Below are 14,207 nucleotides of genomic sequence, written 5' to 3' on the forward strand. Positions count from 1 at the left end.
ACGAATAAATAATACAAGGTGGACAAAATATGATAGAAACTGTAGTATCAGCTAACATGCTGATCGGGGAAGTCATGAGGGTGAAGAAGAACCATCTGGCTCCGGATTTCCCAACTGGAAATGAAAAGAGGCTGTGTATTGTGTCCGGTATACATGGGGATGAGGTTGCCGGACAGTACATATGTTATGAACTGATCAGAAGGATCAAGAAGGATTTTGACAAGCTTACTGGAATCGTGGATGTATATCCATTTATCAATCCTATGGGACTTGAGGCTCAGTACAGGGATGTGCCTGTATTTGACATAGACATGAACACCCTGTTTCCGGGATCAAAGGACGGAACTGTGGGAGAGTATACAGCGGCAAAGGTCATGAAGGACATAGAGGGGGCGGACATTTGTGTTGATGTCCATTCCAGCAGTGTGTACATCAAGGAGATCCCACAGGTCAGGGTTAATTCTGACGTGGCATCGGATCTTGCTCCGTATGTTGCGTGCATGAATGTGGATGTTGTATGGATACATCCGTCGTCTACGGTCATGGAGGGAAGTCTTGCACATGCCCTCAACGAGATCGGAGTCAAGAGTATGGTAGTGGAGTCCGGAGTTGCCCTCAAGATAGATTACGATTACTCGAACCAGATAGTGGACGGACTGTTCTCTCTTATGAAGAAGATGGGAATATGGCAGGGCGAAGTCGAGACTGCACATAAGCCTAAATTTGCAAAAGACAAGGATGTTGTATTTGTAAATGCTGAGAGCAGCGGAATCTTCCTTCCTGTGGCAAAGCACTCAGAATATATACAGCAGGGAGAGATCATAGGAAGAATTGTAAATGTGCTCACGGGCTCGGTGGAGGAGACCATCAGGTCGCCGAGAAGCGGCATTGTGTTCTCACTGAGAGAATATCCGGTTATAGAAGAGGGGTCACTTGTGGCCAGAATTTTCGGAGGTGGCCATGAATAAAGAGATCATATATTCCATGAATACAGCCTACAGAGGAGAGTACGAGATACAGGGATTTTCCTATGGCAGCGGAGACAAGGCTGCATGCATAGTTGGTGCCATGAGAGGAAATGAATTTCAGCAGCTCTACATAAGCTCACTTCTGGCAAAGAAGCTTGGGGAGCTGGAGGCGAGGGGCGCCATAGTGTCGGGCAAGAAGATACTTCTGATACCATCAATCAATTACAGCTCGTTCAATGTGGGCAAGAAATACTGGATAACAGACAATTCAGATATAAACAGATCATTCCCAGGCAATCCTGAAGGTCAGGCGACAAGCCGTATTGCAGCGGCGGTGATGGAGAAGGTCACCGGCTACGCATACGGAATACAGTTTGCGAGCTTCTATATGGATGGTGAGTTTATCCCGCACGTCAGGATGATAGAGACAGGCAAGCAGAGCAACAGCCTTGCCAGCCAGTTCGGTATGCCGTATGTATTGACAGCGGAGCCTAGATCATATGATAAGGCAACGCTCAACTACAACTGGCAGATGCGCGGCACGGAGGCTTTCTCGGTATATTCGGGAGTTACCGACACCATCAATGGTGAGAGTGCCAATCAGGCGGTGTCCTCAGTGCTCAGATTCCTGACACGTATGGGCGTTATAAGATACAACTGCCATGCGGGATACATTTCCACCATCATGGACGAGGAGGATCTGCTCAGCATAAGGTCCGAGCATGCCGCCGGCTTCTTCAAGAAGCTTGTCCAGCCGGGAGACGAGGTTGTACGAGGCGACATAATTGCAAATATCATCAATCCGATGACGGGCGAGAATACGACGGACATATACGCACCGACGGACGGAATCATATTCTACTGTCAGAATTCACCTATGATATACCAGAATTCGGTGATATTTAAGATGATACGAAGACTGCATAACTAGCATGGAAAAGTTATGACATATTTGGTGAAAATGCAGGGTTAAGATACAATTTTATACTTAAATAAGCTGAAAATAGGCAAAAAGATAAAAACTACTACAAAAAAAACAAGATAAATGCTATTATTAAAGAATTGAAATAACAAAAACGCTTTTACTATGGAGGTATGACATGAGTAAGGTCAAGAGAGTGTATGTTGAGAAAAAGCCTGACTATGCGGTCAAGGCGAAGGAACTTCACGAAGAGATTAAGAACTATCTGGGTATCAAGGCTGAGTATGTGAGAGTGCTTGTCAGATATGATATTGAGAACATATCAGATGAGACATATGCAAAGGCTCTTGAGACAGTATTTGCTGAGCCGCCTGTAGATGTGATCTATGAGGGTGAGCCTGAGCTTGCTGCCACAGATAAGGTGTTCTCAGTAGAGGCACTTCCAGGTCAGTTCGATCAGAGAGCCGATTCAGCAGAGCAGTGTGTAAAGCTTCTTGCAGAGGATGAGGAGCCTGTTATCAAGACTGCCACAACATATGTACTTTCGGGCGACGTGACAGACGAGCAGATGAAGGCTGTCATGGACTACTGTGTAAACCCTGTTGATTCAAGAATATGCGGTATGGAGATTCCTGAGACTCTGGTTACAGAGTTCCCTGAGCCAGCCGATGTTCATATATTTGACGGATTCAAGGACATGGCAGAGGCAGATCTTAAGGAGCTTTATGACTCACTTGGACTTGCCATGACATTCAAGGATTTCCTTCACATCCAGAACTATTTCAAGGGTGAGGAGAAGAGAGATCCATCCATGACCGAGATCAGAGTTCTCGATACATACTGGTCAGATCACTGCCGTCATACAACATTCTCAACAGAGCTCACAGATGTAGAGTTCGACGATGGAGATTACAAGGATCTTCTTGAGAAGACATTTGACGCATACAGAGCAGAGATGAAGGAGATGTACAAGGACAGAGATGACAAGTTTGTATGTCTCATGGATATAGCCCTTATGGGTATGAAACAGCTCAAGGCAGCAGGCAAGCTCGATGATATGGAAGTGTCAGACGAGATCAATGCTTGCTCTATAGTTGTTCCTGTAGTTGTGGACGGAGTAGAGGAAGAGTGGCTCGTATTCTTCAAGAACGAGACACACAACCATCCTACAGAGATCGAGCCATTCGGTGGTGCTGCTACATGTCTTGGCGGTGCTATCAGAGATCCGCTCTCAGGAAGAGGTTACGTATACCAGGCTATGAGAGTTACCGGTGCAGCGGATCCTACAAAGTCTCTCAAGGACACAATGGAGGGCAAGCTTCCACAGCGTAAGATCGTGACAACAGCAGCCCATGGTTACAGCTCATATGGTAACCAGATCGGTCTTGCAACAGGCCTTGTAAATGAGATATATCATCCAGATTATGTTGCAAAGAGAATGGAGATCGGAGCAGTTATGGGTGCAGCTCCAAGACGTGCTGTAAAGCGTCTCACATCTGATCCGGGAGATGTAATCATCCTGCTCGGCGGACGTACAGGCCGTGATGGCTGTGGTGGAGCAACAGGTTCATCCAAGGCTCACACATCACACTCACTCGAGACATGTGGTGCTGAGGTTCAGAAGGGTAACCCACCTACAGAGAGAAAGATCCAGAGACTCTTCAGAAGAGAAGAGGTTTCATCTATTATAAAGAAGTGTAACGATTTTGGTGCCGGCGGTGTGTCAGTTGCCATCGGAGAGCTGGCAGACGGACTTGTGGTAGATCTTGACAAGGTGCCAAAGAAGTACGCAGGTCTTGACGGTACAGAGCTTGCAATATCAGAGTCCCAGGAGCGTATGGCTATAGTTGTCGATCCTAAGGATGTTGACACTATGCTCGGATACGCTGAGGAGGAGAACCTCGAGGCTGTAGTAGTTGCAAAGGTTACAGAGGAGCCTAGACTTATCCTCAAGTGGAGAGGCAAGGACATCGTGAACATCTCACGTGCATTCCTCAACACAAATGGTGCTCATCAGGAGACTCAGGTCAAGGTTGAAGTTCCAAGCAAGGCAGACAATTACTTTGCTTCAGTCAAGGAGCCTGAGGATGTCAAGAAGGCATGGCTCGATACACTGTCAGATCTGAATGTGTGCTCACAGAAAGGACTTGTGGAGATGTTCGACAGCTCTATCGGAGCAGGAACAGTCACAATGCCTTACGGTGGAAAGTATCAGCTCACACCTACACAGACAATGATCGCAAAGCTGCCTGTACTCAAGGGTAAGACAGACACTATCACCATGATGAGCTACGGATTTGACCCATATCTGTCAAGCTGGAGCCCATATCACGGTTCAGTATATGCGGTTGTTACATCAGCAGCCAAGATAGCTGCAGCAGGTGGAGATGTAAGCAAGATCAGACTTACATTCCAGGAATATTTCAAGAGACTTGGAACAGACCCATACAGATGGGGACAGCCACTGGCAGCACTCCTCGGAGCATATGATGTTCAGATAGGACTTGGACTTCCGTCTATCGGTGGAAAGGACAGTATGTCAGGTACATTCAATGATATAGATGTACCTCCAACACTTGTATCATTTGCAGTTGACGTGGCAAGCTACATGGACGTTGTGACACCTGAGCTCAAGAAGGCAGGCAATGTTCTTGTGGAGATGGATATAGAGAAGGACGAGAACGACATACCTGTATATGAGAATGTTCTGTACATGTATGACCTCCTGAACAAGAAGATCAAGGAGGGCAAGATCCAGTCTGCATACGCAGTTGGATTTGGCGGTATAATAGAGGCTGTCAGCAAGATGGCATTTGGAAATAAGCTCGGTGTTGAGCTTGAGGATACAGTGAGCAAGAAGGATCTCGTTGCCAAGAACTATGGCGCTATCATTCTTGAGGTTAAGGCAGCAGATCTTGATCAGCTCGGAATTCCTGTCAAGAAGATAGGTAAGGTTACAAAGGAGCCTGTATTTACATACAAGGATGTCACAATCACTATGGACGAGGCTCTTGCAGCATGGACAAAGACTCTTGAGAAGGTATTCCCAACAGAGTCAAATGTTCCACAGACAGAGATCAAGACTGGACTCTTTGATGCCAAGACAGTTTACACATCAAGGAACAAGGTTGCAAAGCCAAAGGTATTCATACCTGTATTCCCTGGTACAAACTGTGAGTACGACTCAGCAAAGGCATTTGAGAGAGCTGGTGCAGACGTACAGACGATAGTATTCAGAAATATGACAGCACAGGGAATCAGAGATTCTGTTGACGCATTTGCAAAGGCAATCAGCGATTCACAGATCATCATGTTCCCAGGCGGATTCTCAGCCGGTGATGAGCCAGACGGATCAGGTAAGTTCATCGCAACTGCGTTTCGTAATGCAAAGATCTCCGAGGAGGTCATGAAGCTCCTGAACGAGAGAGACGGACTTGCACTTGGTATCTGTAACGGATTCCAGGCACTCATCAAGCTCGGTCTTGTGCCTTACGGCGAGATCAGACCACAGACGGATGATTCACCTACACTGACAATGAACAGTATCGGACGTCATCAGTCCAAGATGGTATACACCAAGGTTGTAACAAACAAGAGTCCATGGCTGAAGAAGGCAGAGCTCGGCGGAGTATACACAATTCCTATTTCACACGGTGAGGGACGTTTCGTTGCAAGCAAGGAATGGTGCGAGAAGCTCTTTGCAAATGGACAGGTTGCAACACAGTATGTCGACATGAACGGCAACCCAACCATGGACGAGTACTACAACGTCAACGGTTCATACTATGCGATCGAGGGTATCACAAGCCCAGACGGACGTGTCCTTGGTAAGATGGGTCACTCAGAGCGTATCGGACAGGCTGTAGCTGTAAACGTATACGGCGACCAGAACCAGAAGATATTTGAGAGTGGTGTGGAGTACTTTAAGTAAGATGAAATCATGTCACACGGATTATATCCGGTGATATACCAATAAAAATAGCACAGATGTGCAGGAGTCATAAACAGTTTTAGATGACTGAGAATACGGGGACAGGTGAGAGTAGATTCCATACCTGTCCCCGTTTGTCTTTATATTTATGCGTACTGACTGCCGGGGATGATGTGGCAGAGCTTTGACGACCGGGAGGAGATTCTGCGTGAGAGAAAAAAAGAAAAACAGAATAGAGATTCTGGGAATTGCACTGCTGGTGCTTCTGATAAGCGGTGTATGTATGATCCCTTGTTTTAAGACAGGCCTGCCATACGGTGATGACCAGCAGGTTCATATGCTCAGGGTGGAGAGTATCCTCAAAGCGCTAAAGTCAGGGCAGGGATACCCTGTATATATATATCAGACTATGTTGGAAGGGTATGGCTACGGTATGGGAATATTTTACCCTGATTTGTTCTTGCTGCCAGCCGTTCTCTTCAGACTTCTGGGGGCATCACCGGAGATTGCAATGAAGATATATATATATGTACTGATGATATGTACGGGACTTACTGCGTATTATACAGGGCGGAGCATTGGCAGAAGCCGTTGCGCGGGTGTTGTCACTATGGTGCTTTACACAATGGGACATTATCATCTTGAGGATGTATATACCAGATTTGCACTTGGCGAAATTGCTGCCATGGTATTTATTCCACTGGCGTTTCTTGCTCTTTACGACCTGACTGAGATGGGACACAGTAGAAAAGGCCTTTTATGTGTATCATATTCGTGTCTTATGCTTTCACACACGATAAGCTTTGTATTATGTGTAGTAATGGGAATAATCTGGGTGTGTGCGAGGTGGAAAAGAATTGCGGCTGGCAGAAGACTTATTGGGGCTGTGTGTATGGAAGCTCTTGCGTGTGCAGTACTTACATGTTATTATTGGCTTCCTGTACTTGAACAATTTGCAGATGGAAGGTTCTATGTAAGCAATGAACCGGCATTTTACACACATGAGGAGACTCAGACACTGCTCGCGATAGTGAGTGGAAGGTATTCGGTTGCATTCATTGAGATTGGAATACTGGCACTTATGGTATTTGTCAGTATATATAAAAAAGTATATAATAAAAAGGCTTTGATGTGCCTTGTGACAGCGGCGGTGCTTCTTATATGCGAGACAAAGATTTTTCCATGGAAACTTATCGACAGAACTCCATTTGTCAGTATACAGTTTCCGTGGAGACTGAATATGTTCACAGAATTCTTTGTGGCACTTGGTCTTGCACTTCAGTCAGTGGATATAATAAAGCTGTTGCCATCATACAGAAGAAATGCGTGTTTATGTGCGGCTGGAAGCATACTTATCGGTATTTTTAGCCTGAATATGGTATGGAATATAGAGCTTGGCGGCTATGTGAACTATCCTGAAGGGTATGCGGATAATACAGGAAGTACAGACAGCATAGGGTTCTGGGAGTGGCTTCCTGCGGAAGGGGATCTTGCAACATCTGTTGGATCAGAAAACAGCGGGATGGTGAAGTGCGAAGATACTTACATACGGGGACGCTATGGATCAGACGGAAGCTATGAGTTTGATGCGGGTAAAACTGCGGGGGAGTGCATAGTTCCAAAGTATTATTATAAGGGATATGAAGCAATAATGGCTGATGGACGGAAACTGACGGTAAGCAAATGTCTAAATGATGGATTGGTAGAAATATCAGTTTCGCCAGAGGCAGGTAAAGTTGTTGTAAAATATAAGGGGACAAAGATTCAGCATTGGTCATGGAGAATAAGTATATCAGCGGTCTTGCTTATGTTATTGATACTTATAATGCAACATGCTGTCGAAAAAGGAAAAATACAAAGTTATATGGAGTGATGGAGTAATTATGGAAAAAAAGAAAATCAGGTCAAGAAAAATTGTTAAGTATGGAATGGCATTTCTGATTCCTATCATATGTATAGTGATACATATGATGATGACGGACTGTTATCCATTTGGAAAGAATACTATACTGCTTGGAGATTCTAATACCCAGTATTATGCGTTTTTTGTGGAATTATCAGGCAGGATAAGACAGGGAAAATCAATTTTTTTCAGTTGGGACATGGGACTAGGATATGATTTCTATACTAATTTCTTTTATTATCTGGCAAGTCCTGTCAATCTAATAGCAGTTTTGTTCGGCGGTTCACATATGGAGCTGGGAATGATCGTCAGTATGTGTATTCAGGTTGGACTTTGCGGAGTTACTATGACCTATTTCTTATCGCATACCAGCAGAAATAAAATGCAGCACGGATGGCTGAATGACATACTCTGTGTTGTGATGGGAATGGCTTATTCCATGTGCGATTATATGCTTGCATATCAGTATAATCTCATTTGGCTTATATGCCTTCTTCTCGTGCCTGTTATGATGCTTGGCGTTGAGAGACTTATTGAGGGCGGTGATGTGAGACTTTATTTTGTGATGCTTTTCATGTCATTTGTATTCAACTTCTATTTTTCGTGGTTTGTGGCTATGATAGCTGTGATATGGTTTATCGATGTGAAAAAGGATAGCTGGAAAATGTTTTGGAAGCGTGGAGTGAAGTTTGCACTCACATCTATAACGGCTGCACTCAGTGCATGTGTTGTACTTGTGCCGTGTTTCCTTGCGATAGTTGGAAGAGAAGGTGCAAGTTCACTCACAGAAGATATACCATTTAGCAAGTTTGGTAATTTTGCAAATTTGTTCCAGAGCTTTTTCTGGGGACATGATATAGATATAGCTGGAAGAACTCTGTATGCAAGGAATATGTATATGGGACTGTCTCTGCTTTTCCTTGCGGTTGTATATGTGTTTAACAGGAATATACAGCTTCGGGCAAGAGTTAAGAGACTGGTGGAGATAGCGCTGCTTGTTGCCTGTCTGAATCTGACAGGGGCACTGTATGTTCTTCATGGGTTCACATATCCACATCTATATTCTTACAGATATGCTTTTATTCTTGTCATACTTCTTATTGTTTCAGCTTTTGAGTGTGCTGTGAACTGGACGAAGCCGGGGGTTCGGGAGGTGATACTGACCGCAGTTGTATTTTTGGCTTTCTTTGGGGGCGTTTTTCTGGAAAATAATGAGGTGCAGAATGTAGTCTGCTATATGGTTACGATCCTGCTTATTATATATTTGTTTATGGTATTTGTATTACAGGCCAGAAACAGCATAAAGATAAATTCTCTGATTGTGAATTTTATAGTAATACTTTTTGCGGAGCTGATATCCAATGCCGTATATGTGAATACGGATGCATATACTACGGGCAAGGAGCATCTAGGCGGAACTGACGGATGGAGAGCCATATATAATGAAAAGGACAACAGTGATCTTAATAGAAAGACATCCTGGATTTTGTCACAAAATAATACAGTCTATTCAGACACTAATATATTCTCTTCAATCATAAATACAAAAGTGACATGGCTTTTTGATGCGCTTGGAATGGTATATCAGGATCACGGCGCTACATATGCATACAGAAATACTACACCGGTAACTGCGCTTATGTTCAATGTAAGAAATGTATTATCGGATGCAGATGCATATTATGGTGGGTATACAAAGGAGCAAAGATATAATCTGAAGAACGATGTGTATGATATAGACGATGAGATTGCATGGTATACAACAGACTATGCTGTGGGAGCGGGCTTTTCTACAGATGGCAGCATAAAAGATTGGAATGTGTCAGATGTAGTTCCGTTTGAGGTGCAGAATGAATTCGTGAAAGATGTGTCGGGAGTTGAAGGAGTGTTCACCCGTGTTTCACCGGATGAACTGACTGATTTTGATGTGAAATACAGAGGAAGCGCTCCAGATAGACAGATCTTGCCGGATGGAGTAACTTTGGAGAGAAAGACTGATAAAAATGCTTATACATACATGAATGTGTCACTTGATGAAGATTACCATGCCTCACAGATTTATACGTTTACAGCTCCGAGGGATATGCATCTGTATGTGAGCCTTGAGGATGCAAATAAGCTGTGTAATATTGTAACTGTAGATGGAAACGTGATAGCAGATATAAACGAGTATGACGCTTATCCTTCGCCAAAAGATGTACTTGATCTCGGTGAGCTGAAGAGTGGGCAGAAGGTCGAGATACAGGCAGTCAATCTGTCCACAGTCCTAAAAAAGGGAGTAACGTGTATAGATTTCTATGAATATCATGATGACAGGATGCAGGAATGCAAGGAATCAATTAAGGATAGGACGCTTTCACTTGACACAGTGACATCTACATATGTAAAGGGTACGGTGACAGCAAATGAGGATGGTATATTGTATACATCAATTCCTTATTACAGAGGCTTTACAGCGTATGTTGATGGAAAGAAGACTGATATAACAACACTGGCAAATGGTGCACTTGTGGGTCTGGAGCTGACTGCTGGAACACATACAATAGAATTCAGGTATGTAACATATGGATTCAAGCTTGGCCTTATATTATCTGCAGCAGGATGGCTCATAGCTGTCTTATACATGGTGAATCTTAGACGCAGCAGGAAAAAGAAGGTACAGGCTGCATAGAACAGATAGCGCAATAAATTAAGTGGGGATTGATATGGGTATAAAGCAAGGAGAAGTAAACAAACATAAAAAGAGCGGGATTATGTATGCTGCTGTATTCTTAGTTACAGTTCTGGTATATACAGTAATTTTGCTCCTGCAGAAAGCATACCCGTTTGGAGATAAAAGTTTTCTGACGTATGATGCATATGTGCAGTATAAGAATATGTTTCATATGTTATTTGAATGGATTTCGGGAGGTAGCAAAGGAAGCTTTATCTGGTCGATGGGAATGGGAATCGATGCTGTACAGGAGTTACTGTATTACTGCCTGAGCCCGTTCAATATCATCGTTCTGATGTTGGGAGAGAGCAGGCTGGAACTTTCCATGGTATTGCTTATCATCATAAAATCCGCCTGCCTGCCGGTCACGGCGCTTTACTTTTTCAGACATACCAATAAGAAAAATACAGAGAATGGGTACAGCCAGACAGTTGCAACGTTCATAGAGCTGGCATGCAGTATGGCATATGGACTGTCCGGGTATGTCCTTGCATATGGACATAATATTATGTGGCTTGATGGGCTTATTCTGCTTCCGATAGTGGCACTTGGCATAGAGCATCTGTCAGATGGAAAAGGATGGATGTTATACACGCTGTCTTTGGCAGCGTCGATCATATGCAATTTCTATTTCTCATTCTATATATGTGTGTTTGCCGTGATATATTTCTTGCTGGAAAAACGGGAAAATGTCAAAGATTTCCTACGCAGAGGACTTTCGTTTGCCGGCTGCTCGGTGCTGTCTGCTCTGCTCGCAGGAGTGGTTCTGGTTCCTGCCGGACTGGTGGTCATGAGAGCGGCGTCTTCGGTGACTGATATGGGGCTTGAAGGAACACAGATGTGGGGACAGTTTGGAGCGTATATATCTTCATTCTATCCGCTGAAGGATCTGGAATGTGTATCTATGTTCAGCAATAACAGTTATTGTGGAAGTATTGTTATATTTGCTGCCTGCATTTTTATTCTGTCTGATGTGTGCGACTGGAAGACGAGGGTGAAATACTGTATAGCCATGGCCCTGTTAGTGCTTGCCCTGAACTATCTTCCGCTCAATTACGTGTTCCATGGCATGACGATCACACATGGACTTGGAAACAGGTTTGCATTTATATTAACGTTTATATTAATTGCTGCAGCATATCGAATTCTCATGAATCTTGGTAAGCTGAGACTGAGGTATATTGCTGTAAGTACTGTGGTGGCAGGCGTAATATTTGTGGCAAGTCTTATTGACAGCAGAGAGATGAGTACCCCGCTTGGCTATGTTATATTTATGCTTATGCTGGCATTTGCAGCCATTCTGTGCGTGCTTTGCAGAAGAGGAAGCATAAAGCCGGGAGTGGCTGTGTGCATTATCTGTGGCTGCTGGATAGCTGAGATTATGGGAAATGCATTATATGTAATGCCGGGCAAGACGGAGGACTGTCTTCTGGCAGACGCTGTAAGACTAGATCAGTGGGAATCAGTATACAATTCCCTGGATACTGAAAATGGCACTAGAAAGAGCGCTATGGTTTATGAGAATTATGCGCCATATTCTCAGACAAACTGGTATTCATCCATGGCAAATGGAAATACGATCAGAGCGTTTTCCAGTATGGGACTTGCCCACTTTGACAATGTTGAATATATATATTCGGGAACTACACCGCTTACAGCGCTCATGTACAATGTCAGATATGTGCTGAGTCCGGAGAATGGTACTTACGCAGGATATAACCTTGTTGCTGAGAATGACGTATACAATCTGTATGAAGCAGAAACTCCTGAGATGATGGGATTTATGTTGGATGATGGTATCGTAGACTGGAAAGCAGACAGGACACCTCTTGAAAATCAGAATGATTTTATGAAGAGTGGCTGTGGTCTGTCGTCAGATGTATTTACAGAGATTGATATATCGGATTGGAGTACTTCTTATCTCAATCAGGACACACTTAAGGAATCAGTGGGTTATTGCATATACAGAACGTCAAATGCATTTGTGCCGATGACCCGGTATGAGTTTGATGCTGAATCTGATATGGATATGTATGTCTACAGTAAGGATAGCCGCGATCACTATGTGGAGATGATCGTGGACGGAGATCTCAGGGTATCGAATGGGTCATATGTTACAGAACAGCTGTCACATGTCGGCCTCGTAAAGAAAGGACAACATGTCAGGATAACTATAGGAGGTGCGACCAGCTCTAAAACAGGAAGTGTCGGAGAGCGATTTGTAAAGGTATACAATTACAATGCAGATGAATTTGAGAAAGCAGAAGAGAAGATACTTGATAGTCCGCTTGAGTGTACAGGATTTGTAAAAAATACTTTCTATGGAAGTGTGGATGTGAAAAATCCAGGTATCCTGTATATCGCATATCCATATAATGATGGGTTTAAGATATATGTGGATGGAGAGCCGGCAGAAAAAATTCGCCTTGGTAGAGGCAATATGGGTGTCCGGATATATGCGGGCAGTCACGATATAGAAATTGCATACAGAACACCTGGGCTTATGGCTGGCGCACTGGTTTCGCTGTTTGGAATATGCATCATGCTATTTATGCTGGGGTGGGACAGTAAACAGAAGCATGTAATCACACCCCTACCCACTCCATAAATTTCTTCATAGCCGTGCTCTGATTCTTCATTCCTGAGTAAGCGAAGCCGACACTCCTGCTCGGAATAGGAGTGTCAAGCGGAAGTTCGGTTATAACACCGGATGAGAGCTGTTCATGTGCGAATTCACGTACCACGCTGGCAACGCCCATGCCGATGGCGGCGAAGTCGATGAGAAGATCCATGTTGTTGATCTCAAGTACCTGGCTGCAGCTTATGCCCTGTGAGCGGAGATACTCGTCCACGTGGGTACGGGTTACATTTGCCTCCTCCAGAACCATGAGGTTGGAGCCTTCAAGGATGTTGACTGTTGATATATTGGACATACCTGAGTTGCTTGAGTTATGAATAGTGGTAGAAGCAGAGACGCCGGATGAATGTCCGTTATCTCTGCTTTTTTTATCCGCACCTTGATCTGTTGCATCGCCGTGTGTGGCAGAGGCTAAGCCTGAGTTTAGCAGCGGTATAATGTTACCCTTGATATTGCCTGAAAGCTCATCGGCAAAGCTGTATTGATCTCTGCCATTTGCGCGCTCGTAGAAATTATCCAGATATTCAGGGCTTGCCACAAATACGTCATGTATCTCCTTGACAGGAGAGTAGACTATCCCCTTTGGAAGCTCTGTGTTGCAAATCAGGCCTATATCAATATCTTCGTTTCTGAGAAGCTTGATGGTGTTCACGGTTGAGTGGCAGTCTATGCTGAACTTGATGTTTGGATTCTCCCTGATGAAGTCCTTCAGATAGTCCAGGAGTATGTGCTTGCACAGGGATGTGCTCACGCCGATTCTTATGTGACCGATTCCAAGCTCCTTGTAATTCTTCAGATTTTCCTCACCCATATTCAGAGAGTCAAATGCTCTCTCAACATATTCATAGAGAACCTGTCCCTCTTCAGTCAGAGTTACCCCTCTGGAACTTCTGTTAAAAAGCGCAGTGACGAGTTCTTCTTCAAGTTTGGAAATAGCCTTGCTTATCGCGGGCTGACTGATGTAGAGCTGATTTGCGGCCTTGCTGATGTTGCCGGCTTTGGCAACTGTATGAAAAATAACGTAATTGTTCAGATTACTTATCATGATATTCCTCCAGGTTATAATAACTATTCTTTTTATATATTGTAATTATACCTAGATGAGTGATATTATCAAGAGTAAGAATTTGTA

At 44.0% G+C, this 14,207-nt stretch carries 7 protein-coding genes; 6 read left to right on the plus strand and 1 reads right to left on the minus strand.

Annotation, left to right across the window (positions count from 1 at the left end; translation table 11 throughout):
* Positions 1–29 precede the first annotated feature (29 nt).
* From DW025_RS05455 to DW025_RS05480, 6 genes are all read left to right on the plus strand, one after another.
* On the plus strand, positions 30–968 hold the full coding sequence (locus tag DW025_RS05455) for a M14 family metallopeptidase (protein ID WP_022216686.1): 939 nt from the start codon (positions 30–32) through the stop codon (positions 966–968).
* Positions 961–1,899: a M14 family metallopeptidase gene (locus DW025_RS05460; protein ID WP_015533548.1), complete on the plus strand. Its 939-nt coding sequence runs from the start codon at positions 961–963 to the stop codon at positions 1,897–1,899. The genes DW025_RS05455 and DW025_RS05460 overlap by 8 nt, the downstream gene beginning before the upstream one ends.
* Positions 1,900–2,068: 169 nt before the next feature.
* Complete coding sequence (locus tag DW025_RS05465; RefSeq protein ID WP_015533547.1) at positions 2,069–5,821, plus strand: phosphoribosylformylglycinamidine synthase; 3,753 nt, start codon at positions 2,069–2,071, stop codon at positions 5,819–5,821.
* Between the two features lie 208 nt (positions 5,822–6,029).
* Positions 6,030–7,694: a DUF6541 family protein gene (locus tag DW025_RS05470; RefSeq protein ID WP_119999100.1), complete on the plus strand. Its 1,665-nt coding sequence runs from the start codon at positions 6,030–6,032 to the stop codon at positions 7,692–7,694.
* Positions 7,695–7,704: 10 nt separating this feature from the next.
* The gene (locus DW025_RS05475) at positions 7,705–10,395 is read left to right on the plus strand and encodes a YfhO family protein (protein WP_165854756.1); all 2,691 of its coding nucleotides are present in this window, start codon (positions 7,705–7,707) and stop codon (positions 10,393–10,395) included.
* Positions 10,396–10,477: 82 nt separating this feature from the next.
* Positions 10,478–13,045 (plus strand): YfhO family protein, encoded by a 2,568-nt coding sequence (locus tag DW025_RS05480; protein WP_243104914.1) that lies wholly within the window; start codon positions 10,478–10,480, stop codon positions 13,043–13,045.
* Here DW025_RS05480 and DW025_RS05485 read toward each other — a convergent pair.
* Positions 13,023–14,120, minus strand: a complete 1,098-nt coding sequence (locus tag DW025_RS05485) for a LysR family transcriptional regulator (RefSeq protein ID WP_117548768.1) — start codon at positions 14,118–14,120, stop codon at positions 13,023–13,025. The genes DW025_RS05480 and DW025_RS05485 overlap by 23 nt on opposite strands.
* Positions 14,121–14,207: the final 87 nt, after the last annotated feature.

This window comes from Coprococcus sp. AF38-1 (assembly GCF_003603945.1).
GTDB lineage: Bacteria > Bacillota > Clostridia > Lachnospirales > Lachnospiraceae > Coprococcus > Coprococcus aceti.

Excerpts from the sequence above, each read along its gene's own strand:
- DW025_RS05455 (WP_022216686.1), top strand. The coding sequence starts at position 30 with ATGATAGAAACTGTAGTATCAGCTAACATGCTGATCGGGGAAGTCATG.
- DW025_RS05460 (WP_015533548.1), top strand. The coding sequence starts at position 961 with ATGAATAAAGAGATCATATATTCCATGAATACAGCCTACAGAGGAGAG.
- DW025_RS05465 (WP_015533547.1), top strand. The coding sequence starts at position 2,069 with ATGAGTAAGGTCAAGAGAGTGTATGTTGAGAAAAAGCCTGACTATGCG.
- DW025_RS05475 (WP_165854756.1), top strand. The coding sequence starts at position 7,705 with ATGGAAAAAAAGAAAATCAGGTCAAGAAAAATTGTTAAGTATGGAATG.
- DW025_RS05480 (WP_243104914.1), top strand. The coding sequence starts at position 10,478 with ATGTATGCTGCTGTATTCTTAGTTACAGTTCTGGTATATACAGTAATT.
- DW025_RS05485 (WP_117548768.1), bottom strand. The coding sequence starts at position 14,120 with ATGATAAGTAATCTGAACAATTACGTTATTTTTCATACAGTTGCCAAA.